Genomic DNA, 23192 nt, shown 5'->3' on the forward strand with positions numbered 1-23192 from the left:
GCGAGTTGAAAACTTCACATCGTTACATAGCGATCGAAGGTGTAATCGGGGTCGGCAAGACGTCGCTGGCTCGGATACTCTCCGAGAAGCTCAACGGGAGGTTAATCCTCGAAAACCACGACGAGAATCCTTTTTTAGCTCAGTTTTACAAGGATCCGCGTCACTTCGCCTTTCAGACTCAGATGTTTTTCTTGTTGTCGCGGTTTCGTCAGCAGCAAGAATTACCGGAACCGGATTTCTTTCATTCGACGTTGATATCCGACTATATTTTCCCGAAGGACCGCATTTTCGCGTACATCAATCTCAGCGAAAACGAGTTGAATTTGTACGAGAAGGTCATGGCGCTGATGGAAATGCGGGTCCGCAAGCCTGACATCGTTGTATATCTCCAAAGTTCAACCGAGCGGTTGATGCGCAACATACGTACGCGCAGCCGCCCGTACGAGCGCGAAATGTCCGAGGAGTACATTCGCACGTTGAACGAAGGATACAACCACTACTTCTTCAATTACGAAGAAACTCCACTGCTAATCGTAAATACGACGCAGCTTGATTTTGTGAACAATGCCGACCATCTTGCGGCGATAACGGCGGAGATTGAACGTGAGCAGCTCGGCACACGCTACTTCAACCCGGTGGATATTTAGAATGCTTAGAATGCTCTTGACGGTAATCGCGGCTGTGTTAGCAGTGAAGGTACTGCTGAACATGCTTCGGCCCAAAAAGCAGGAGCCAACCGTAAAAGGCAGACCGACGAAATCGTCCGTAACGGACCGCCGTTTGGAAGACATCGAAGACGCCGATTTCAAAGAGATTAAATAGTCATGCGAGATATTGTTAGCACATCCGATGCGCCTGCGGCGATCGGGCCATACAGTCAGGCCGTGAAGGCCGGCGGCTCCCTGCTTTTCACAGCCGGTCAAATTCCGCTGGACCCCAAAACAATGGAAGTCGTCGGTGCAACGGCCGCGGAACAATGCGCACAGGTAATGAAGAACCTTGCCGCGGTACTTGAAGCCGCTGGAACAACTTTCGAGCGAGTCGTGAAGACGACGATCTTTCTTAAGTCAATGGGCGATTTCGCGTCGGTTAACGAAGTTTACGCGAAGTATTTCCCGAGCGCACCTCCCGCTCGCAGCACGGTAGCGGTTGCGGGATTGCCGAAGGATGTATTGGTAGAAATCGAATGCGTCGCGCTTCTGCCTTCGGGCTGGTAGTCTGTCTTCTGATATGTTCGGCCGCGGCGAGTGCGCAGACAATCGACCGCGCCAAACCTATGAAGAGCACGACGGGCGCGGTCTTTCGTTCGCTTGCAGTTCCGGGATGGGGTCAATGGTACAATGAGTCGCGCATCAAGTCGGTGACTTTTTTCGCCTTCGAGTCTCTTTTTATTTACGGCATTCTTAAGAACAATAGTTCAATGATGGCGGCGAAGCGCGCCGATGCGACCGTGCCGTTCCGTTACGATCCGGAGCATCGCGGACTTGGTGTACCGGAGAGAATAGATACTTATGTTCCCGTTTTTGTGCGCGACACTTTTCGGGAAGAACATTTCTTTCGTAGCAGCCGCAACAAATTGGTTTGGTGGCTGGTTGGCATGAAGCTCCTTTCCATGGGAGATGCCTACGTGGACGCACAGCTTTATAAAATTGACATCTCGCCTGACCTTTCGTTGCTTGACGACGACGGCTTTTTGTTAGGCGCCACAATTAGATTTTAGTAATTACAAAAATGGCTTTGCTTGACCGCTTTGTCGTTGCCGCGATGCCCTACGTGCCGAAAATTATGGTGCGAAAAGTGGCTTCGAAATATATCGCAGGCGAATCCCTCGACGACGCGATGAACGTCGTACAGGACTTGAATGCGCGCGGGATGCACGCGACCGTAGACGTGCTGGGTGAATTCGTAAGTGATCCGCAGCTCGCGTCGCGGGACGTGGAATCGTACTTGAAATTGATTGACGCGATTGCCGATCGGAAACTGAAATCCGGGGTGTCGGTCAAACTAACCGCAGTCGGACTTTCGATTAGCCCGAAAATCGCGCGGGACAATGTGAAGCGCATGATCGACGCCGCCGCGAAGCACGATATCTTCGTGCGCATCGACATGGAGGATTCTCCTTATACGACGGAAACTCTGGCGATTTACGAAGAATTCCGAAAGGAAGCCCGGATTGGTATTGTTGTGCAGGCCTACCTGAAAAGAACTGCCGACGACGTAAAGAGGCTGATGGACGGCGGGCCGACAAACATTCGGTTGTGCAAAGGAATATACGTCGAGCCTGAAGCCGTCGCATTCAAAGACCGCAAGGCGATTCAGGACAATTTCCTGAAATTGCTCGAGTTGATGTTTGATGGCGGTGCCTTGGTCGGCATCGCGACACATGACCGCTACCTGGTTGAACAGTCTGAGTTGATGCTCAAAGCACGCGGCATGAATTCTGCACAGTATGAGTACCAAATGCTGTTGGGAGTTTTGCCGGAATTGCGCGATGAGATTGTCAAGCGCGGTCACAGGATGCGCGTATACGTACCGTTTGGCGACGCTTGGTACGGATACTCCACGCGCCGCCTGAAGGAAAATCCCGCGTTGGCGGGCTATGTTTTCAAGAGCCTGTTCAAGGCTGGCTAATAACGAAATCCGCTTCGAAATAAACGAGGCAGAAGTCGGGTCACCGCGAAGAATCGTATGGTGACCCTCTCTCTGAGAAGCTATGACTATCCGGGAAGAGTGGTTGAACACGATTACTTGCGGCGATTGCTTTGAAATGATTCAGCAATTGCCGGATGAATCGGTTGATCTGGTTGTCACAGATCCGCCGTACGGGATTGACTACCAGTCAAACCGTCGCACGGCGAGACAAAAGCTGCCGAAGTTTGCCAACGACGTTTCGCTTGAATGGGTCGGCGATTGGGTTGATGAGATGTTTCGCGTATTGAAGAACGATACGCACTTCTACTGTTTCACTCGGTTCGACACTTATCCGGTTTTCTACGCGGAAATCGCACGGCGTTTTTCCGTCAAGAATTGTATAATCTGGGTCAAAAACAACCATGGCAGCGGCGATCTGAACGGTTCCTATGCGCCGCAGTATGAGATGATTATTTTTGCGCACAAAGGGAAACGGCATCTTAACGGGAAACGGGACGCCGACGTCATGGAATGTGACAATGTGCCGAGCGCTCAGCGGTTTCACGCGACGCAAAAACCGGTGGAACTATTGCGCGTACTGATTGAAAAAAGCAGCGATCCCGGTTCGGTTGTACTTGACCCGTTTGCGGGTACGGGCAGCACGGGACTTGCTTGCAAGGCGGCCAGTCATCAAGACGGTGACGGACATGAACGAAACTACTTACTCTTTGAGCTGAATCCCGATTTTGTCAGGAAGGCGCGTGCGGGCGGCTTGGGAAGACAAGAGGAACTCTTGGAAGTAAAACGAGACAAGAAGAAACTTCTTGCGCCCAAATTGCGCACGACGGCAAGGCCGCGCAGATATATTGCGCGTAAAGACCAGACACTCTGGCTTGCGTTGGACTGAGCTAAGTGAGAAAAAGAAAAGCCCGTCATCTGACGGGCTTTTTAGTTTTCTATGCAGTTGGCCTACTTGATCACACCAAGTGACTTGCCGACTTTCTTGAACGCTTCAATCGCAGTATCCAAATGATCGCCGTCATGTGCGGCGGAAATTTGCACGCGAATTCGCGCTTGACCTTTCGGGACGACCGGGAAGAAGAAGCCGATTACGTAGATGCCTTCGTCAAGCATCGCGGCAGCCATCTCTTGTGCCTTGTGGGCATCGTAGAGCATGATTGGAACGATCGGATGGTCGCCGGGTTTAATGTCGAATCCGGCATCCGTCATAGCTTTGCGGAAATACTGAGTGTTCGAATGCAGTTTGTCCCGCAGCGCCGTGGTTTCGGTCAACATGTCAATGGCCTTCATTGCGCCGGAGATAATCGGCGGCGGCACAGTGTTGCTGAACAGATAGGGACGTGAGCGCTGACGCAATATGTCGACGATTTCCTGACGCGCGGCAGTGAAACCTCCCGACGCGCCGCCCAACGCCTTGCCGAGAGTTGACGTCACGATATCCACGCGATTCATGACGTTGTGATATTCATGTGTCCCTCGGCCATGCTTGCCCATGAATCCCGTGGAATGCGAATCGTCCACCATCACCAGCGCGTTGTACTTCTCTGCTAAGCCACAAATCTGCGGCAGTGGAGCAATCGAGCCATCCATTGAGAATACGCCGTCGGTGCCAATTAGTTTGAAACGCGCACCTTCAGCTTCTTTCAGCCGCTCCTCAAGTTCCTGCATGTCGCAGTTCTTGTAGATAAGTCTTTTGGCTTTGGACAGTCTCATTCCGTCGATGATCGACGCGTGATTTAGCGCGTCGGTGATGATTACGTCGTCTTCTTTCATCAACGTCTCAAACAGGCCGCCGTTGGCGTCAAAGCAGGATGAATAGAGGATCGCATCGTCCATGCCGACGAATTTGGCCAAGCGGTTTTCGAGCTTCTTATGAATGTCCTGCGTGCCGCAGATGAAGCGCACGCTGGAAAGACCGTATCCCCGGTCGTCGAGGGCCGATTTCGCCGCTTCTATCAACGCAGGATGATCACCCAGACCAAGATAGTTGTTCGCGCAAAAGTTGAGCACATCGCGGTTGCGGACTTTGATCTCCGCGCCCTGCGGCGAGTCGATGATTCTTTCGTTCTTGAATAATCCCGATTCTCGAATTCCTTCGAGTTCGGAGGTGAGAAATTCCTTGAAACCGTTATGCATTAGATAAACTCTTCTATTGAAGTCTGACGGGGAGGACGACGAACTGCAGTCCGTGGAACATTAAGCGCCGCTGCAGAGTCATCGGAGTTTCATTATGAAGGAAGCGCGTCCAGAATGTGTCTTTCCAGAACAACAGCCGCGCCGCAAAGAAAACGCTGTTTGGATATTCTTCGTGAACTTCGAGGCACAACCTTTCGATTTCGGCCATGTAGTCAAGCTCACAGCTCGTGCGCGCTTCTGCCTTCAGTCCATACGAGCGGGCCAAAGTGACGTACTTCTCAGTTTCTTTCTGAACTTCGTCGCGCAAAGCCTGAAGTTCTTCCACACCCTTGAACCGTCCCGTGTCAATCGCGCCGACGGAAACAAAAATGAACTGCTTAAACCTTCCGCCGAAGAGCCTCTGAGTCGAAAGCAAAAGGTGAATCCCTTGACCGCTGAATCGCTGCACCAAAACGACCGCCGTTGGCTCGCCGGGCTTCAGTTGTTCGGCCTTGACAGTCGATTCACCCAGCGAAAGTGTACCGAGAATATCATCCAGCTCGCGGACCTTGTCTTCGACTTGTTTGTAGTGGTTACGAATCTTGAAGCACAGGAGTAACAAGAGAATCGTTATCAAAATAACGAGCCAGCCGCCCTTCATGAACTTGATGCCGATCATCATGATCAGCAAAAGCAAACTGACCAACATGCCGACAAAACACACAGCAAAATGGCTGAACCACTTTTGATCTTCCTTTCGCTTGCTCCACCACATCCGGGACATACCGGCCTGTGCAAGCGTAAAGTCCATGAACACGTTGATCGCGTAGAGCGAGACGAGCGTCGTGATGCTACCGCGCGCATAGAGGATGAATCCTATTGCGGCGCCGCCCATCAATAGAATGCCGTTTTGAGTTACTAATCTCTCTGATAGGTGGCCGAAGCGGTGGGGAAGCCACGAGTCTTCCGCCATGTTTGCGAGAACGCGAGGTCCGCCGATAAATCCGGTCTGCGCAGCCACGAACAACAAAAGAGCAGCGGACAAAAGCATCACAGTGACCAGAATGTCACCGAGGTTCATACCGGCAACATACCAGTTCTCAGTAATCTGCTCAAAGAGAACGGCATTCAAAGTCCGGTCTTCGACGTCAGGAGTCTTCCAGAGAAAGTAGTTTAGAAGCAGCATCGTTGCCAAGAACGAAAGCGACGCCGCCATGTAAACCATCGTGCGTTTTCCGGTCTGTACGCGCGGCTCTTTGAGCGTCAACATGCCATTGGCAATAGCCTCGATTCCCGTAAGCGTACCCGCACCCATCGAGAAGGCCGTTATCAATGCAGCAATAATATATCCCCAACCCTCGTTGGCGAGTACATCCTGTCCATGAGACAGACTCTCGGCTGCACGATTTGGCAAGTCAGATAAGTGGAATACAAAACCAAAGCTAACTAACCCGACGTGAGTAACCACAAAGACCAAGAAGATCGGAAGGAGGATCATAATAGATTCCTTCAACCCCCTAAGGTTCATGATCACCAGCAGAACCACTACGGCAATCGAAGCATGAATTCTGAAATCACCCCAAGTCGGCGGCAAGGTTGAGAACACGGCATCCACGCCAGCCACAACGGACACGGCGATGGTCAAAACATAGTCAATTGTCAGCCCCGATCCCGCCAGCGCTCCGGCCTTCGGATGAAGCAGCTTGGAAGCAACCAAGTAACCGCCGCCGCCAGTGGGAAAAAACTCGATCACTTGCATATACGCAGCGGAGATGATCCACACCGTCGCCGCGATCATCACGGCGAGGATCGGAGCAAGAAAATCTACTCCATGCAGGGCAAGGAAGGCCTCTTCCGGACCGTAGTTAGCGGACGAAATACCGTCGGCTCCAAGCCCGACCCAAGCGAAGAACGCCACGAGCGACAAACTGTGGAATACTGCTGGATCAAACGGATTACGCCGCCCGCCAAGGAGAAACCTGCGGGCGCGCTTTCCGAAAGATTGTTTTCCGGACTCTTGTTGGGGTGGGGGAGGAGGAACTGAGGGTCTAACCAATTACGATGCCTTTGGAAGTCCACCGGGGTAAAGAACTACTTTCAGTCCTTCTCCGGCGAGTTTGGTTTGGAAGCCGCGCTCAAAATCAGCAAGCGCGAAGTGGTGGGTGACGGTACGTTTTGCGGCATTCAAGAACTCGCCTTGCAGCAAAGCCAACATGTCCATCCAAGTGTTGAATATTCTGCGGCCGAAGATGCTGCGAATGGTGATACCCTTGAGAACGACGTCGGAAGAGAAATTCACGGACAGTTCGCCCGAAGGAAGGCCGAGCAAGACGAATTCACCGCCCATCCGCAGAGTCTTGAATGCGTCAGCGTAGGCATACGGAGATCCGGACATTTCAAATATGACGTCCAATCCGCTTTTCATGGGATCAGAAGTCGCAATCTTGATAAATTCCGCTTGCTGCTTCGGATCGCTTACATTAAAGATCTCATCGGCGCCCTCGTCTTTGGCAACGCGCAAGACATAATCCGACACGTCCGTGACATAGATCTTTTTGGCCCCCATCAAACGACACAATGCTACGGCGAGAATTCCCAGTGGACCGGCACCCAGAACGGCGACGTCTTTGCCGACTACGTCAGCACTGCGCACCGTGTAGACGGAGTTGCCGATCGCGTCCAAATAGGCTGCAACTTCAAGCGGAAGGTCAGGCGGGAGGGGAACCACGGCACTGGCGGGCAGCTTTACATAGTCCGCGAACGCACCGGGCTGGTCAATTCCTCCAACCGTATGCGAGTTGCACCAGTTACCGTTTCCCGTTCTACAATTGTAGCACTGTCCGCAGGTCCAGTGCATTTCCGCTGAGACGTACTGTCCGACTTCCAGTCCTTCGACACCGTGGCTTAGTTCAGCGATTTCACCACAAAATTCGTGGCCGATAGTCAAGGGTAGAACCGGTCCCATTCGACTCATTAGGGAGGGCTTTGCCGAATAGATATGAACATCAGTGCCGCAAATTCCGGCGGCTTTAACTTTAACTATGACGTCGTGCGGTGTTGTTATCTGAGGTACGGGAGCATTACTAAGATAAGTAAGACCGGGGTCTGTATTGCTTTTTTGTATGGCCTGCATGTTTCTAATAGGGGCTTAGTGTGAACAGTCAAGGAGGGCAAGTCGATTAAGTTCTGAAAATACCGAAACGCTCGGAATAAATCAATGACTAATATATTCACGAATTCTTGGAAAAACATGATTTCAATTGATTTAGCGAAAAAGTATCTCTTGTCACGTTGAGGCGTTTCGGGCAGGTTAATTAAAGGGTTGGACATGAGCGGCCGATAACCCAAACGGTAATAAGCTGTTCACGAACCGGGTGAGTCTATAATGAACCTGGACCAATTCTCCTGTCAAAACACAAGCTGTCCTGACTTCGGCAAAACCGGCGCAGGCAACATCAATCTCTATACAAGGTATGGACGTAAGCAGGTGCGCCTGCTGATCTGTAAGACTTGTGGAAAAACATTCAGCGAGCTGAAGGGAACTCCGTTCTGGGATTCCCGTCTCGATTGGGACACGATAGAGAAGATCTATCGGAGTCTGCTGGCTGGACAAGGGATCCGCGCCACCGCGCGTGATTTCAATCTTTCCAAGAACACGGTCAAGCGCTACCTTCGTCTTGCGAACAAGGACTACTCGACGGTGCTGAATTTTCTTCAGGATCGAGGAGTGATCTCGAATGGAGATTCTCAGTTGCGTGAGTTGTTGAGTCAATTCAGCAGCCGCCGACGATCAACCGTCACTGCGTCTCCACGCATCGCTACGACCAACTGAAACAAGGCTGGGCAAATTTGAGGGCACAGCGGCCTGCCGACGGCAGGCCGCTCTTTTTGTTGTTGCATCTAACCCCAAACTCCGCTACATTGCGGCTTCGCAATAATTCGGGGCGTGGCGCAGTCCGGTAGCGCATCTGCTTTGGGAGCAGAGGGTCGCTGGTTCGAATCCAGTCGCCCCGACCAACATTTGGGTAGTGTGGCCGAATAATTGAAGCGGGTGCCTTGCGGTACCTGCTTCGTTATTTTGGGGTGAATTGAAGCAGAATGTAGACTGGCTTGCAAATCACTCTCGCGAGCTCCAAAATTTGGATAGGATGAAACGACTTCGCCTCTCGGATTACGGCGCCGGAAAATAGTCTCGATTTTCTAATCATGCCTCTAAGTGCAATATATGCACGAATTGCACGAATTGCACTCGGGTAATGTTGTTGGGGGGTTGATTATACTAAGGTTAGGAAGATAATAGACCACCTCAAGTAAGGCTTGAATATTGCCGTAAGTTGTTGAGTTGCAAGGAACCTGAGTTTCTTTACGTTCCTCTGAGGACTTGATAAATTGCGAGTCACATCGTAAGTTGAGGGTTACTAAGTTCATGGAGGACCGTGCAAGGCATGCGACACGAGCACGGGCAATCTGCAACGGCAATCCATAATGGAGGACAAACCATGCTAAGCCGACTGATGCGCCGTCGGAAAAACCAAAAGGGTTTTACCCTTATCGAAATTTTGATCGTGGTGGTCATCGTGGCCATTCTCGCGGCGATTTCGGTGCCTATTTACCTTGAGTATGTGGAAAGTGCCCGTGCGAGCGACGCCAAGACTGCGATCAGCTCGATTTGGCAAGCTGCCCAGATTTACTATCAGGATCGTGGCGAATACCCCGGTACCGTGGAAGATCTGCAGGACAATCGTTATGTGAAGCTGTCGGAATCGACTCTGCTTCAATGGAATTTCTCGTTCACGGGTAACCCGCCCGATGAAATTGTGGCGACGTCGACAGACCAGATGCGCGGAGGCGCGGGCAAAGAAGTCAAGTACGTCGTCAAGGAAGGCAAGTGGCTCGGCTACGGTCTCCCGGAACCTGACGAAGGTAACTAAGATATGCGAATGGTGCGGAGCAGTGAATGCTGTTCCGCACCAGTTCGTTTGTTGGTCGCTCTCTTAAGGGGTAGAATTGGGTTAAAGGGATTAGGAAGCGAGGAAAGACGTGTCGGTAGCGACGGCAACACACATCAACATCTTTGAACTGCTTCGGTTTGCCGTGGATCAGGGTGCATCGGACTTGCACCTTTCCAGCGAGTCCATTCCGATGATCAGAGTGCACGGGCGTATGCGCAAGTTGAACTTGCCGAAGATGGCTCATGCGACTCTTGAAAATATCGTGCAGCAGGTATTGACGCGCGAGCAGTTGGAGCGATTCCTTGAAATGAAGGAAATCGACTTTTCTGCGAAGCTCGAGGATATCGCACGTTTTCGTGTCAACGTTTTTCAGCAGATTAACGGATATGGCGCGGTGTTCCGTACCATTCCGTCGGAAATCCGAACGTTTGAAGAGTTAGGATTGCCGGAAGTGATGCGCGATCTTGCCGACCGGGATCGCGGTTTGGTGCTCTTGACCGGTCCCACGGGTTCCGGTAAGACCACTACGCTCGCGACGATGGTTGACTGGATCAACGAGTATAAAGAACTTCATATCATCACGATCGAAGACCCGGTCGAGTTCTTCCACGATTCGAAGAACTGCATGATGAACCAGCGCGAGCTGGGCGCGAACACGCACAGCTTCGCGAACGCCTTGCGCGCCGCACTTCGTGAAGACCCGGACGTGATTCTGGTCGGCGAAATGCGCGACTTGGAAACGATTTCGCTGGCTTTGACGGCAGCGGAAACGGGTCACTTGGTTTTTGCGACTTTGCACACGTCCAGCGCAGCCAAGACGATTGACCGTATTATTGATATTTTCCCGGCGGCCCAGAAGACGCAGGTTCGTTCGATGCTTGCGGAATCGCTTGAGGCCGTTGTGGCACAAAAACTGCTTCCCAAGAAAGATGGTACGGGTCGTGTCGTGGCAGCCGAAATCATGGTGGCGACGACTGCGGTCCGAAATTTGATCAGAGAAGACAAGATTTACCAAATCCCCTCTGTAATCCAGTCGGGCGGAAAATCGGGTATGCAAAGCCTCGATCAGGACTTGATGCGCCTCATGCACAAGGGTCTGATCAGCCGCGAAACGGCGGCTCACGTGGCCGAGAATTCCAAGTTGTTCGAGGTTAATCTCTCGGAGTAATTCCGGGGGGTGGGCCTTGGACCACTGGAATCAAACAATGAGGCCGAACATGAGCAGACGCATTCGAAGGCTTGAGCGCGGTGCCGCCGATCTGGTGACGATTGCCGTCGGTATGACTATCGTTGCCATCGCTGCGATTGGGACTTCCTATTCCCTCCTGTACGGGCGGCAAGCCCTAATCCATCAGGAACACTACAAAACGGCTCTCTATAAGCTGCGCGGCTTTATGGAAGAGCAAATGGCGCGTGTGCGCTTCGGTTCGTCGTATCGCGAAGATCCGGAGTGGATGACACAGCCCGAACTGCAGCGGTTTGTGGCTCTGGATACGCCAAACGACCGTGACGGTCATATGGTGCAAACGCTTGCAACGCTGTGGCGCGAACCTGTTCAGCAAGTTGACGATCCTTTGACAAGGCAATACCCTGACTTCTATCGAATTACCGCGTATGCGGATTGGACGGAAGAAATCGTTCCCGGTGACAACATGGCTGCGGACAACGATCGCGAGCGAAAGGGGCCGGGAAAACGGATCAAGATGATTTCAGACTGTATTATTCCAAATTAAGGAGGCAAGTATGAGCAAGCTCTCTAATGTCCTCCATTTGGCAGGGCTAAGAAGTCTGAGACGTGCGGCCGGATTCACGCTCGTTTCGCAATTGGTTTCCGTGTTTGTCGGTGCCAGTGCCTTGTTGGGCGGCTGGGCGGCATTTCGGGATTTTCAAATGCAGTTTCGCGTGGCCAATGCCGAGAGGCAAATGGACCAATACGCGCAAACGGCAATGGTCGAGATGGTCAACATTCTGCAATGGTCTCTGGGAGCCTATCCTGTTAACGGCGGACGAAATCCCAGTTGGCGAATTGCAATCGGCGAAAACATCGGCGAGAACAACGGACTGAACAGCACGCAGAGGTCCGGTGGCCATTTTCCATACGCCACCGACAACTTCTTCACGGCCAACCAGTTCGTATTCAAGCATCAGACTTATGGTGGATTTATCACCTTAAGTCACAATGCCGACCGTGGCATAATGATTAACAATGTCGTTCCCGATTGGGCCGGCACCCGATTCGCGCAGTACGTTTGGCGCGGACGAAATACTCACGGACGCGACGCCTTGATGGCGTATGACCAACGCGACCGTATGAGGATGACGGAGTTTTCGATTGACTATCCGATGCTGCTGGACCCCTTGGCGAATTTCGTTTCCGATCCTCAGCAATTCAAGAGCTCGTGTATCAAGATTAAGATCGTGATGCAGTACCGATACACGGCCAATGATTTTATCGGATTGTTCGGGGATGACTACGTTCGCGAGCGGATCTATGAAACGACCGTAAGTCCTACCAATCACGGATTTGCGGCGCATGACAACCAGTTCTACAAGCAGTTTGTTCAAAGCGGACAAATCGGCCTGTAGTCAAGTGACAGGTTGACCCTGCATTTTTGAAATGAGGATTCTCGAGAAGGGCCGTGCCGCGCCGGTCGCGGCACGGTACCCTTCCCGAATTACTGTTGAGGTGTGAAGACAAACAGTTCCGGCCCCAGACGTTCGACTTGAGTTTCTGCATTCTGGCTTCCTGGGAAGTCAGGGCGCGGGAGCTTAGCCAAAGAGCTGTCGGGCTGCCCGAACGACGACATGTCCTTCACAGATCAATAGGGAACGGATCATGAACAGGACCTCACAACACAACGCAACTCGCCGGGACGGCGGATACGTCATGGTAGCCATGTTCGCGCTTGTATTAGCGCTGCTTGGGACCGGTATCGCGTTTATGCAGTGGGCAACGGACGAGACTTATCAAGGCGAACATGCCTATGCGGCCATGCAGGCCTACTATTGCGCCCAGTCGGGCGTAATCGAAAAAGGGCTGACTTGGTTTAGCCAACAGCAGGAAGGCTTGTTGCCTTCATCGAGCATCACTTTGGGGGGTGCTTCGGTTGCAGACGTTGGACGCTACGACAACGTGACCATTGAACCGGTATTTGCCGGAACGGGTGGCGGTGACAACTTCAGTTTCTCGAAGAACTACCGCATCTCGGCTGTCGGTGAGGTGGAAGTTCCGTGGCAGAAGGATGACGTCCATAAGGTCGTACGAAAAGCAGTTTTGTACGTCCAAGTCCGCAGCTTCGTCGACTACATGTACCTTACGGACAAGGAAACGTCCTTGACGTTTGAGGGTGACATCATTAGGTTCTTTGGGCGTGATACATTGTGGGGCCGGACTCACTCCAACGACTGGATTGCCACGCAGAACGTGGGCGGATTGCCCGTCGCGTATGATATCGTGTCAACTGCGAAGGTGGGCTTCCGCCCCGGTTCGCCGAACCCGGCCTTCCGATTCTTGGGCGGCGATCCTGTCTTCAACCATCCAATCGTTTTGTTGCCTGAGCTTGCCGGACCGCTGCGCGACGATCCGTTGACGCAGCACTTTGAGCAAGACGGCGAAGAGTGGCGTTGCAGACTCCGGGGAAGAAACGCTCTCCTTTACCACTGGCCTGAGGGAACGGACTTCGACTCTCTGGAGGCCTCTTCGATTTCGATTCCGCTGTCGCCCGCGGCTTGTATCTTTGTTCACGGCCGACTTGAAATAGAAGGTGCCATTGAGCCGGAAGGCTGCAAGGTGACCATCGGTTGCTCCGAAAACATTTGGCTGATTGACGACGTCAAGATTAGCGGCACGAATGTGGTGACAGGCGACCTTCCCGCTGGAGCGACAAGCATGATCGGTATTGTCGGCGAAAAGTGGGTCTACATCGACAACACTATCGCCAACGGTCGCGAAGACTGCGGCGGCAATCACAATGTTACGAATCAGGCCGGTTGCCATATTGTTTTGACATGCGCAATCGTCGTGCTTGGTCAGAGCTTCCAGTTCCACCAGATGAACGACGTCTTTGACCCCTATGTTGGCCCCTCGCCTGACGAACGCGGAAACATCGTCATGACCGGTTCGATAACTCAGAGGTGGCGTGGTTATGTGCACCGTTCGAATCACGGCGGCACCGGGTACAACAAGGTCTATCACTACGATAAGCGGTTCCTCGCGCAGCGTCCGCCGTGCTTCCTCGGAGCAACGGACCAAGACGGCCGGGTGCTTTACAACATCGTCCAATGGGGACAGGCATCCGAAGATCCCGTGGAGGTAGCGCACGACCGGCGCGTTCGGTATAACTAAAGGTTAACCGAATCGTAGAATTCGTGCGGACCTCGCCATGTGCGTCCGAAACGTTCCCTCAAATCTGTCAGTTAGAGCCTGCGGGCGGAGTTCGCCCGCAGGCCGACTCGAATCGTGCCGCGGCCTTCCTCATAGATCATCTGCCGCAGCTTTGCCCGACAACTTAGAGCAGAAACCTCTCTTGATTTCCTCTCTCGCTTTGGAGATCCCGTGTTTGGATTAAAATCAAATGTTCGCGTGGGCCTGGATATTGGTTCACACGCGATTCAACTCGTCGTAACTGAAAAGCATCACGACAACAGCCGTCTACTCGGCGCGTGGAGCCGCGATCTTTACAGCGCTCACAACGAGCGGTACGATTTGGATGGTCCCAAGAAGGCCACGATCGTGCCAATCGTTTTGGATATGTTCCGTGAAGCCGGCTTAAAACCCAGCCGTGTGGCGCATCTCGGATCGTGTCTTTCGGGCCTTAACATGGCAACCAAGGAGATTCGTTCCTTGTCCATGCCCGATGACGAAATGGCCAGTGCCCTGAATCAAGAAGGCCGCAAGCATCTTCCGCTCGACGGATCGGAGCTGATTGTGGACTATCAGATTCTGGGTGATGACACACGTGAGGCCGACAAGGTTCGTGTGCTATTGGCTGTGACGACCAAGCGTACGCTGGACGCTCATCTTGACATACTACGCGAGCTTGACCTCAAGCCCGGCGTTGTTGATCTTGAACCGTTGTCGTGCGTCAATTCGTTTATCGCGCGTCAAGAGCTTCCCGATGAGGGCGTCTATTGCTTCTTGAATATCGGAGCGCGCCGTACGAATCTGGTGATTCTCGGCCGCAAAGACATGTATTTCAGCCGTGATCTACCGGTGGCAGGGTGGAGCTTTACCGAAGATATCATGAACAAGCTGAATTGCACGTTTGCCGAAGCCGAAGAGATCAAGAAGCGTCAAGGGTTGACGGCAAAAGATTTGAAACCGATGGCTTCCGGCGGAGCAGACACGTTGGCCGCAAGTCTCTCGGTTGCCGACAAATCACCGATCGACAAGTTGTACGACGAAATCAACCGTTCGATCCGTTACTACGTCAAGGAAACGGGGCAGAGCGGTATCATGAAATTCATTCTGTTTGGCGGAACGGCCTCGTCGCAAGAGCTTTGCGACTATCTATCGGGTAGATTCAGCGTTCCGGTTGAAGCATACGATCCTTTCAGCATTCTGGAAGGCAACGCAGACGTGCAGAATCATCCTCAGTTTGCGGCCGCCGTCGGCCTGGCCCTGCGCGCGCAGGCGATTTACTAAACATCGGCCACAAGGCAACAGACCAAGAGCAAATGGTAAGAGTATTTACAATCAATCTGAACAAAGGCGAAGGTGAACTCGTCCTTCGTCAGCGTCGTCAGGAGCGCCGCAGTTTTCTGCTGCTGTTCTTGATGGCGCTTGTGTTCGTCGTCTTGGGCGGCATCACTTGGGCGCAGAATCAGGCTTTGAACGACGTGATCAAGAATCGCCGTGACAAGCTGAGTCGCATCAAGTACGAGTTGGACAGCCTGAAACGGGAAGGCACGAACGTCTCGAAAGACGACGTGATGGCCCTTGCGAATTTGGAGACCGAACGCTTTTTGTGGGCGCGCCGTCTCGAGGTTCTGGCCGATGTGCTTCCGCAGGGGATGTCACTGACGGGATTGGAGCTGGCCAATAACCGCTTCTTCCTGCATTGTATCGCCAAAGTCGATTCTTCGGAAAAGGAATTTGACATCATATCAAGTTTTGTCGACCTGCTGAAGACTACCCCGGATTTCCGTCAGGGGATGTTTGAAGTCAAGTTTGACAAATCGCTGCGAAAAATTGTCGAAGATCAGGATGTGTTGATGTTTTCTGTGGAGTGCATCACCAGGGATCCTGATCGCGGCAAGAAGATTCGCGCGTCCAGAACCATTGTCCAAGGCTCGTAGGAGGAACACGTGAGAAAAGCAATTATCGCACTGATCCTCTTAGTCATCGCCGCCGGCGGCTTTTACTACTACCTAAAGTTTGTCTATAAGCCGAAGCCGGGTATCGTGCGCGAGTTGGACGAGGAAATCAGAGTAGAAAACGAAAAGTTGATTGCCGCGCAGATTATCGCCAACGAACTGCAGCAGGTCACGCGCCTGATTGAAGGCAACTTGGCTCAGTCGCAGCGAGATTCTTTGGCTGAAGATGCGTCGCTGCCGTTCATGAATCAGGTGACGGACATTCTGCGCGATCACGACATCGACTTGAAGACGATTGAACCGGGACGCCGCCGCAATTACAGTACGTATTTGGCGACTCCTTATAACATGGAAGTCTACACAAGCTACAAGTCTCTTGTGAACTTCTTGAACGACGTGGAAAAGAGCAACCGTTTGGTGACGGTAGACAAGTTCGAATTGTCCAGTCAGGTTAAGCAAGTGCAGGCAATGGCCAAGAACGGCTTAACCGACAAACGTCCGATGATGATAGAGCTGTCCACTTTGACTCTGATCAAACAGAAATAAGCCGATAAGGCCACAACGATATGTCGCAACGAATAAATGTATTGTGGGGAATCCTGCTCACCTTGTTGGTGGCCACAATGATTTGGATAGGCTGGCAGAACTACGGAATCTCGCAGCGTATCGAAACCATGCGTAACAAGGCAATCGTCTTGGGTACGGACCAGCAGCTTGAAGAGACAGTCAACACTCTTGAGAAGGATTTGAACGACCGGATCGCTTACCAGACAGTGGTGACGGTCGACCCGTTCGATCTGACGCGAACGATTCAGTCGCGGTCATTTCTGGCAAGTCTCGGTCTACGCGAAACCCTTGAACAGCGCGGCCGCATGAGACTTTCATGCACGGTGTTGGGTGACTCGCCTTCTGGAATCGTGAAGTTCATGGGACGCAGCCACGTGCTGAGAATCGGAGACGAACTGAACGGGTTCCGTGTGGCATCGATTGGGCCCGCCGAGATGGTACTTACGAAAGGCGGATCGAGGCTTGTACTCGTGAACGAAGCTGCGCCAGAAGGCGAGTTTTCGGAGCGGGAAACGTCATTGAGCGGCGGCAGCAACTTTTAGTTGTACCGCGGGCGGGGATTTTACAAAGAATTAGATTAGCAAATTTAGCCGAGATAAAGGAACAGGCTTTTGAAACTGGCAATGCATCTCCGTAATTCTCTGGGGCGGACCCTTGGTTCGTTCGCGTGGCGCGGCGGACTTGTGGCAACCGCGCTGGTCTTGACGCTGATTGCGCAGACGCCCGTCATGGCGCAAGGTGACGACGCGCTTCAGCGACCTGTAACGATTGACGCCGACGACGCGTTTCTGCCGTCGGTGCTTTCCATTCTTGCTGCGGAAAGCGGTTTCAATATCGTGACTGGCCCGCAAGTAAATCAAGAAGAAAGAATTTCCATCCACCTTAAGGACACTCCCATCGAGCAGGCCATGAACCTTGTGGTCCGCGCGGCGGGGTTGTCCTACGAAATCGTGGGCAAGTCCTTCTTGGTGGCGCCGGCAAAACAGCTGCAAGAACAGGTCGGATTGAATTCCTATGTAATTGACTTGCAGTACACGGACGCCGGAACGGTGTCCAAGATGCTGGCCAATATGCAGGCGGGAATCACGATTGACTCCACGGGCAACAAGCTGCTGGTGGTAACGAGTCCGAAAGTTCTCGCGGACATTCAGCGTATCATTCGCGAAGTGGATATTCCGCCGCTTCAGATTGTTCTGGAGTGCCGAATGATTGAAGTGGCCGTCGAAAACGAAGAGGCTCTGGGAATGGACTGGAACAGACTTTCGTCCATTCAGACCGTTATTTCCGAGACGCCCGTCGATCAATACGGAAATCCGGTCAACACAGACGGAACTTCCACATTGTCGGGTATCGACCCGTCCGTGCGCGGCCGTGTTCCCGCGCAGATGCCGTTCTTCCCGATGGAAAGCCGCCGTCTTGGTTATTGGACCAAGCAAGCGACCGCGTTTGAAATTGCGATCGACGCTTTGCTGAAGACTGGACGCGCGGAAGTGCTCGCCAATACGTCCGTGGCAACCTTGAACAACAAGGAAGCCGCCATTCAGGTTGTGGACGAGATTCCGTACGTTGCCCGCAGCGGCGGCGTCGGTGGTCAGGTCCAGATTGACCAAGTGGTTGTCGGTGTATTGTTGAAAGTGACTCCCAAAATCAACTCGGACGGCTATATCACGACGAGCATTTCGCCGGAGCTTTCCTCGATCTTCCAGTTCCTTGAGTCTTCGGACACGCAGCTTCCGTGGGTGAAGCGCCGTACGTCGCAAACGACAATCCGTATCAAGGACGGAGAGACAGTCGTAATCGGAGGTCTGCTGGGTGTTGAATCTTCGAAGACCGAACACCGCTTCCCGTTCCTCGGCGATATTCCGTTCATTGGAAGCCTGTTCCGTCATAAGTCGACGTCGACCCGCAAGACCGATTTGATCATTCAGGTTACTCCGCATATTATCGGCACGGGATATGCCCTCGAGCTCCCGTCGCGCGTTAAAGAAGTTCAGGATCGTTTCTTGCCGGAGACAAAGGGTGAAGGAAACGAATAAGCGCAGGCCGCGCGTGCAGGTCGCGGCGTGGTGCTGGGTTGGTTTGTTGATCTTTGGAGTTGCGTCACTATCGGCACAAGAGACGGCGGGACTTGGCAGCGAGTCATTGCGATCCGACATTCTGAAACGTCTGACCAATACTCCGTCTGTCGAGACGACTGGTCTTGCCGTTTATGAAGGAGTGATAGACCGCGACTCATATTTACTCGGTCCGGGCGACAAACTGATTCTTCAAGTTTGGAGCCCATCGTACGAAGAGGTCCCGACGCTTGTCACCGGTGAAGGTCGAGTTGCCGTGCCGTTTGCGGGCCCCGTCGAGGTTGCGGGTCTGTCCCTCGCCGAAGCGGAGAATGCAATCGCACGCGAGTTCGAAAGTGCTTTGCGAAAAGGCAACGTTTCCGTGTCTTTGCTCGAGCCTCGCCGCTTCAGGGTCCACGTGACCGGAAGCGTGACATTGCCGGGTACCTATACTTTGCCGGCAACGTCCCGGGTTGCGGATGCAATCGAAAAAGCCGGAGGTTTCAGAAGTTCGTTCGAGTTGATAGCGGGCGATACGGTTCTGAAGACGGCTGCGTCGATGAGACAGATTGAAATGCGGGACAGCCGCGACGGCAGCACGGTTCATGCGGATATGCAAGGGTTTTATCAAGGCGGAAATCTTGAAATGAATCCTTATCTGCGGGATGGAGCCGTAATCTTTGTGCCGCGCAAGAGCGACGGCGTTGAAGTGGGTGTGTTTGGCGAAGTGCGCATTCCCGGCCTATACGAGTATGCGGACGGCGACAACATTCGAACTTTGCTCGACCTTGCGGGCGGATTGACGACCCTGGCCGATGCCCATCGTGTCACGTTGGAATCGGCGAACGGATCGACGACGGATATTGATCTTTCTGGTGATCTTTCGAAACAGCAGGTCCATGCCGGCGACAGATTGTATGTCGGCGGAAGGCCGAAAAGCGATACACTCGGCTCGGTGACCATAAGCGGTCAAGTAAGTCGTCCGGGTGGATATTCAATCGTCCCCGGCAAGACTACGGTTGCAGAATTGCTGCAGCAAGCGGGAGGTCTTCTCCCGGATGCGGCTGCGCAGTCGGCGCGCCTGATTCGCATGTCGGATGACCGGATTGAAGTCGAGCGGCGCCGCTTATCGACCAATCCGATGAAGATGTCTCAGAAGGACGATCCGACGATGCTTGCCGACCTTGAAATGTCGGCGGAATTCGCGCGTTGGAAGTACGGTACGGTTGTGCTCGATTTGTCCGCTCAAGAAGGCGAAGCCGGTTGGTCGGGCGAAGTAGTATTGCAGGACGGTGACAAACTTGACGTACCGTCTCAGCCTTTAGGGGTTCGAGTTTTGGGGTATGTCAACAATGCGGGCGAAGTTCCGTGGGTTGAAGGTGCAAGCCTGAGTCACTATTTGAAAGAAGCGGGTGGAAAGAACTCGGCGGGCTGGAGAGGCCGCACTGTGATTCTTAAGGCTCGCAATGGTTCGCAGCTTCGTTATACCAGCCGTGTATCGGTGGATCCGGGCGACGTGCTATTCGTGCCACAGAGGCCGCGTACGACGAGCTGGGAACGTATTAAGGATGTTATTTCAGTCGTTGCCCAAGTTGCAACGATTGCACTGATCATCGACACCGCAAGCAAAAGATAACAAGAGATATTATCCTTAGGGTCGGCAGGAATCATCCGGAGACTTTATTAGATCGAAGTTTCCGGTCGGTTTCCAACCAAACAAATGACCCGGAGGGACATATGGAGGCAAAAATGAAACTCATCCGCTGGGCAGCTTTGATCGTGGCCGCCATTTCGATCCTGCTGAGTGGCGTCGGCTGCCAACAAAAGACCAGCACCGACACAGGTGGTGGTGGCGGCGATGTGGTCGGATCTGTTCAGATCTTGACCGGCGTTCGCAATGACACACTGGCATTCCTGCCGAACGACTCGGCGTCAACGAATGTAACAGTGATTGTGACGGACACGCGCGGCCTTGCGATGCCTAATCAAAAGGTGAACATCGCGCTGCTCGACAACGACCTTGGCTCCATTGAATTCGTGGACACGGACCTCAAGGACACCACGAATGCACTGGGACGCGTCAATTGCGTGTTCCGTGTGTACAACGAAGCGGGTAATCAGGTTATCTCTGCAACCGCGGGCGGCGTAACGGCTCAAGTGAGCATCGCCGTGCGCCAAGCAGACGAAGAAATCAACTCGGTGACGATGATTGTAACGCCCGAGGAAGTTGAAGCGTCAGAACTCGCCGACGACTCGGCTCGTATTGACCTTCGAATCGTGGATTCGGGCAACCGCGGAGTTCCCAACGTGTCGCTAAACTTGACGGCCACGGGCGGACTCTTGGTTTATCCTCCCGTGACGGATTCCACCGGTCGTACGACGACGTGGTGGTACAACAATCGTCAGTTTGGTAATTTCACGATTTACGTGCGTGCGGGTTCGTTGCGCGATTCCGCGACGATCTCGGTGACCGAAGTCCCCCGCGTTCTGGGAACGTTGGAATTGACGACCAGCGACCGTGAAATTGAGGCGGACGGCTGTATTACTGCGGCGACGATTACGGCTACACTTAAGAACGTTTTCGGTGAAGCAGTGGGCAACGATACTATCCGTTTCGGTGCGCCTGACCACGGATCCGTGGAATCTTTCGCGATAACGAACGAACTCGGTGTGGCGACGGTCGATTTCTGCGGAATGAACATTCCGAACGAACAAGACCCTGAAGATTCTTCGAAGGTGGTGGCTCGCTACGAAAAGTGGGGTCTTCGCGACACCGTTAATGTTCGTATCATTCCGGCCTCCGGTATCGGACTTGTGAATCTGACGTCGGCGACCACGAGCGGCGTTGCAGGTCGTGACTCCATCGCATTGAACCTTGAAGTTCGTTTTGCGAACGGCACGCCTGTAACCGGCTACTATGCGAAATTCAACGCGACTCAGTGCGGCGACTTCAAGTATGATTCAACCAGATTGGTCAACGGCCATCCGGATACGACGAATTACTACTACCTCTGCAATTCGATACCTCAGAGCCCGCCGGAAATCACCGTTGAAGTCGACGGCGTGTTCTCCGATCCGCTTGTTATGAGTATCGAACCGGGCGAAGCAAACCTCGTCACTATTAGGCCCATCGCCCCGATCACGATCGGTGGCTCGGCGGCGGTCACGGCCGTTGTGCAAGATACCTTCCACAATCCGGTTCGCGAAGGTGAAGTCGTAATTTTTACGACGACATTAGGATCCATAGCGCCGTTTGTGAATACGAATACCTCAGGCCAAGCGATTACCCAAATCAGTTCGGGAACACAGGCAGGTGTCGGTGTCGTCACAGCCAAACTGCTTTCAGGGCTGGACAGCTCATCTACGACGTTTGTCGTAAACCCGGGTGATGGAAGCACAATTTCCATGACCTTGAATCCGTCCAGTATGTTGGTGAGCGGGTCGGGTGGTCAAGACTGGTCGCAAATTGAAGCGAGAGTGTTTGACGCCAACGGTAACCCGGTGGAAGATGGACTTTGGGTGACGTTCACTTTGAGTCAGGATGCACCTGAAGGTGCCAATATCAACAACAGCGGTCTCGTCGATTCGGCGCAAACTTCAAACGGTGTGGCAGTCGCGACGCTCAATGCCGGAACCGGTGTTGGACCTGTTTTGGTGAATGCCTGTATTACTAGGGAATCCGGAATCGAGCAATGCAGCCCGGCGTCTGGCTCTATCGTTGCCGGTCCGCCTGCAGAAATTCAGATCGGTGTGAACGAAATCGGTACGCACGCCGGTGGTGCTGCGTGGGATGTGGAAATCAGTGCCCTGATCAAGGACGCTGCCCGAAACAACGTGATCAACGGCACGGCCGTGTTCTTCACTGTTGTTGAAGGCGAAATCGCGCAGATTTTGTCTGAAGAAGTGGTCGTAGGCAACACGAATGCCGACGGCGAAACACACGCTGGTGTCGCCTACACGACCTTGCGCTACACGTCACTTGTAACGAACGAAGACGTGACAATTATCGCGCAGACTGCAAACGGAACGTCTCGACAGTTTATCTTCAGACTTCCGGTGCAAGAGCCTGCAATCGTTCTCAACTGTATGCCGGGTTCGTGGCACTTTGTGGCCGACGGCGATCCGTGTGAAATTGAGCTTCAGGCGATTGTGCGCGACGGACACCAAGTGCTGATTAACGGTCAGTCTGTTTACTACACGGCACAGCGCGGAAGAATCTACAGTAATTCGAATGGCACGCCGCCGACGCGCAGCACGGCCATCACCGGCCCCGAGTTCTCGGGCTTCCCGGATGGAACGTGTTCGCTTTGGCTGGTCGAATCCGCCTCATTCATTTTCCCGGATCCACAGACACCGGAAATTCCCGGAGAAGTTCGAGTAGAGGTGATTGGATATCCGGATGCGACGGACTCGCAGGTAATCAACTTCCGCCGCGGCGTCGGTTGATGAATTCTGCGAGTCGAAAAGAGTGATTAAACGGAGGCCGGAGCCGGACAACACCGGCTCCGGCCCATATTTGGACGACAGGACGTAACTT

At 53.1% G+C, this 23192-nt stretch carries 22 protein-coding genes and 1 tRNA gene; 20 read left to right on the top strand and 3 right to left on the bottom strand.

All coding sequences use genetic code 11. The features are described 5' to 3' along the window. Window positions 1-5 precede the first annotated feature (5 nt). From H6507_02195 to H6507_02220, 6 genes are all read left to right on the top strand, one after another. Entirely contained in the window at window positions 6-647 is a 642-nt protein-coding gene (locus H6507_02195; GenBank protein ID MCB9367914.1) for a deoxynucleoside kinase, read from the top strand. A 1-nt stretch (window position 648) separates the two neighbouring features. Further along, a complete protein-coding gene (locus H6507_02200; GenBank protein ID MCB9367915.1) occupies window positions 649-822 on the top strand; it encodes a hypothetical protein in 174 nt (57 codons plus the stop codon). A 2-nt stretch (window positions 823-824) separates the two neighbouring features. Continuing rightward, window positions 825-1217 carry a RidA family protein gene (locus H6507_02205; protein MCB9367916.1) on the top strand — a complete coding sequence of 131 codons (393 nt, stop codon included), beginning with the start codon at window positions 825-827 and terminating at the stop codon, window positions 1215-1217. Beyond that, complete coding sequence (locus H6507_02210; GenBank protein MCB9367917.1) at window positions 1187-1720, top strand: hypothetical protein; 534 nt, start codon at window positions 1187-1189, stop codon at window positions 1718-1720. Before H6507_02205 ends, H6507_02210 begins: the two co-directional genes overlap by 31 nt. A gap of 11 nt (window positions 1721-1731) precedes the next feature. Further along, on the top strand, window positions 1732-2631 hold the full coding sequence (locus H6507_02215) for a proline dehydrogenase family protein (GenBank protein MCB9367918.1): 900 nt from the start codon (window positions 1732-1734) through the stop codon (window positions 2629-2631). 82 nt (window positions 2632-2713) lie between these two features. Further along, complete coding sequence (locus tag H6507_02220) at window positions 2714-3538, top strand: site-specific DNA-methyltransferase (GenBank protein ID MCB9367919.1); 825 nt, start codon at window positions 2714-2716, stop codon at window positions 3536-3538. A gap of 62 nt (window positions 3539-3600) precedes the next feature. On the opposite strand, the gene kbl is transcribed toward H6507_02220, so the two are convergent. From kbl to H6507_02235, 3 genes are all read right to left on the bottom strand, one after another. Then, window positions 3601-4788 carry a glycine C-acetyltransferase gene (gene kbl, locus H6507_02225; protein MCB9367920.1) on the bottom strand — a complete coding sequence of 396 codons (1188 nt, stop codon included), beginning with the start codon at window positions 4786-4788 and terminating at the stop codon, window positions 3601-3603. A gap of 13 nt (window positions 4789-4801) precedes the next feature. Continuing rightward, window positions 4802-6694, bottom strand: a complete 1893-nt coding sequence (locus H6507_02230) for an APC family permease (GenBank protein MCB9367921.1) — start codon at window positions 6692-6694, stop codon at window positions 4802-4804. A gap of 129 nt (window positions 6695-6823) precedes the next feature. Further along, complete coding sequence (locus H6507_02235) at window positions 6824-7900, bottom strand: alcohol dehydrogenase catalytic domain-containing protein (GenBank protein MCB9367922.1); 1077 nt, start codon at window positions 7898-7900, stop codon at window positions 6824-6826. A 252-nt stretch (window positions 7901-8152) separates the two neighbouring features. Here H6507_02235 and H6507_02240 point away from each other — a divergent pair, with 252 nt between their 5' ends. From H6507_02240 to H6507_02305, 14 genes are all read left to right on the top strand, one after another. Continuing rightward, window positions 8153-8599, top strand: a complete 447-nt coding sequence (locus H6507_02240) for an IS1 family transposase (GenBank protein ID MCB9367923.1) — start codon at window positions 8153-8155, stop codon at window positions 8597-8599. Window positions 8600-8707: 108 nt separating this feature from the next. Then, window positions 8708-8784, top strand: a tRNA-Pro gene (locus H6507_02245). A gap of 497 nt (window positions 8785-9281) precedes the next feature. After that, window positions 9282-9698: a prepilin-type N-terminal cleavage/methylation domain-containing protein gene (locus H6507_02250; protein ID MCB9367924.1), complete on the top strand. Its 417-nt coding sequence runs from the start codon at window positions 9282-9284 to the stop codon at window positions 9696-9698. Between the two features lie 133 nt (window positions 9699-9831). After that, window positions 9832-10887 (top strand): type IV pilus twitching motility protein PilT, encoded by a 1056-nt coding sequence (locus H6507_02255; GenBank protein MCB9367925.1) that lies wholly within the window; start codon window positions 9832-9834, stop codon window positions 10885-10887. Between the two features lie 49 nt (window positions 10888-10936). Continuing rightward, on the top strand, window positions 10937-11452 hold the full coding sequence (locus tag H6507_02260) for a hypothetical protein (GenBank protein MCB9367926.1): 516 nt from the start codon (window positions 10937-10939) through the stop codon (window positions 11450-11452). A 10-nt stretch (window positions 11453-11462) separates the two neighbouring features. Next, a complete protein-coding gene (locus H6507_02265; GenBank protein ID MCB9367927.1) occupies window positions 11463-12305 on the top strand; it encodes a hypothetical protein in 843 nt (280 codons plus the stop codon). 250 nt (window positions 12306-12555) lie between these two features. Further along, window positions 12556-14064, top strand: a complete 1509-nt coding sequence (locus H6507_02270) for a hypothetical protein (protein ID MCB9367928.1) — start codon at window positions 12556-12558, stop codon at window positions 14062-14064. A gap of 210 nt (window positions 14065-14274) precedes the next feature. Then, window positions 14275-15363, top strand: coding sequence for a pilus assembly protein PilM (pilM, locus tag H6507_02275; protein ID MCB9367929.1), 1089 nt, complete (start codon window positions 14275-14277; stop codon window positions 15361-15363). A gap of 32 nt (window positions 15364-15395) precedes the next feature. Further along, entirely contained in the window at window positions 15396-16016 is a 621-nt protein-coding gene (locus H6507_02280) for a hypothetical protein (GenBank protein ID MCB9367930.1), read from the top strand. 9 nt (window positions 16017-16025) lie between these two features. Further along, window positions 16026-16580, top strand: coding sequence for a type 4a pilus biogenesis protein PilO (gene pilO / locus H6507_02285; protein ID MCB9367931.1), 555 nt, complete (start codon window positions 16026-16028; stop codon window positions 16578-16580). Between the two features lie 20 nt (window positions 16581-16600). Next, window positions 16601-17143 (top strand): hypothetical protein, encoded by a 543-nt coding sequence (locus tag H6507_02290; protein ID MCB9367932.1) that lies wholly within the window; start codon window positions 16601-16603, stop codon window positions 17141-17143. Between the two features lie 69 nt (window positions 17144-17212). Further along, entirely contained in the window at window positions 17213-18637 is a 1425-nt protein-coding gene (locus H6507_02295; protein ID MCB9367933.1) for a hypothetical protein, read from the top strand. Further along, a complete protein-coding gene (locus tag H6507_02300; GenBank protein MCB9367934.1) occupies window positions 18621-20291 on the top strand; it encodes an SLBB domain-containing protein in 1671 nt (556 codons plus the stop codon). Before H6507_02295 ends, H6507_02300 begins: the two co-directional genes overlap by 17 nt. 113 nt (window positions 20292-20404) lie before the next feature. After that, window positions 20405-23101 carry a hypothetical protein gene (locus H6507_02305; protein ID MCB9367935.1) on the top strand — a complete coding sequence of 899 codons (2697 nt, stop codon included), beginning with the start codon at window positions 20405-20407 and terminating at the stop codon, window positions 23099-23101. The last annotated feature ends 91 nt before the right edge of the window (window positions 23102-23192 follow it).

This window comes from Calditrichota bacterium (assembly GCA_020637445.1).
Classification (GTDB): Bacteria; Electryoneota; RPQS01; order RPQS01; family RPQS01; genus JABWCQ01.

Bases quoted from the DNA above. Each gene is read 5' to 3' on its own strand.
- H6507_02205 (MCB9367916.1), top strand. From the start codon at position 825: ATGCGAGATATTGTTAGCACATCCGATGCGCCTGCGGCGATCGGGCCA.
- kbl (MCB9367920.1), bottom strand. From the start codon at position 4,788: ATGCATAACGGTTTCAAGGAATTTCTCACCTCCGAACTCGAAGGAATT.
- H6507_02250 (MCB9367924.1), top strand. From the start codon at position 9,282: ATGCGCCGTCGGAAAAACCAAAAGGGTTTTACCCTTATCGAAATTTTG.
- H6507_02265 (MCB9367927.1), top strand. From the start codon at position 11,463: ATGAGCAAGCTCTCTAATGTCCTCCATTTGGCAGGGCTAAGAAGTCTG.
- H6507_02220 (MCB9367919.1), top strand. From the start codon at position 2,714: ATGACTATCCGGGAAGAGTGGTTGAACACGATTACTTGCGGCGATTGC.
- H6507_02260 (MCB9367926.1), top strand. From the start codon at position 10,937: ATGAGCAGACGCATTCGAAGGCTTGAGCGCGGTGCCGCCGATCTGGTG.
- H6507_02305 (MCB9367935.1), top strand. From the start codon at position 20,405: ATGAAACTCATCCGCTGGGCAGCTTTGATCGTGGCCGCCATTTCGATC.
- H6507_02270 (MCB9367928.1), top strand. From the start codon at position 12,556: ATGAACAGGACCTCACAACACAACGCAACTCGCCGGGACGGCGGATAC.
- H6507_02215 (MCB9367918.1), top strand. From the start codon at position 1,732: ATGGCTTTGCTTGACCGCTTTGTCGTTGCCGCGATGCCCTACGTGCCG.
- H6507_02235 (MCB9367922.1), bottom strand. From the start codon at position 7,900: ATGCAGGCCATACAAAAAAGCAATACAGACCCCGGTCTTACTTATCTT.
- H6507_02280 (MCB9367930.1), top strand. From the start codon at position 15,396: ATGGTAAGAGTATTTACAATCAATCTGAACAAAGGCGAAGGTGAACTC.
- H6507_02210 (MCB9367917.1), top strand. From the start codon at position 1,187: ATGCGTCGCGCTTCTGCCTTCGGGCTGGTAGTCTGTCTTCTGATATGT.
- H6507_02240 (MCB9367923.1), top strand. From the start codon at position 8,153: ATGAACCTGGACCAATTCTCCTGTCAAAACACAAGCTGTCCTGACTTC.
- H6507_02200 (MCB9367915.1), top strand. From the start codon at position 649: ATGCTTAGAATGCTCTTGACGGTAATCGCGGCTGTGTTAGCAGTGAAG.
- H6507_02290 (MCB9367932.1), top strand. From the start codon at position 16,601: ATGTCGCAACGAATAAATGTATTGTGGGGAATCCTGCTCACCTTGTTG.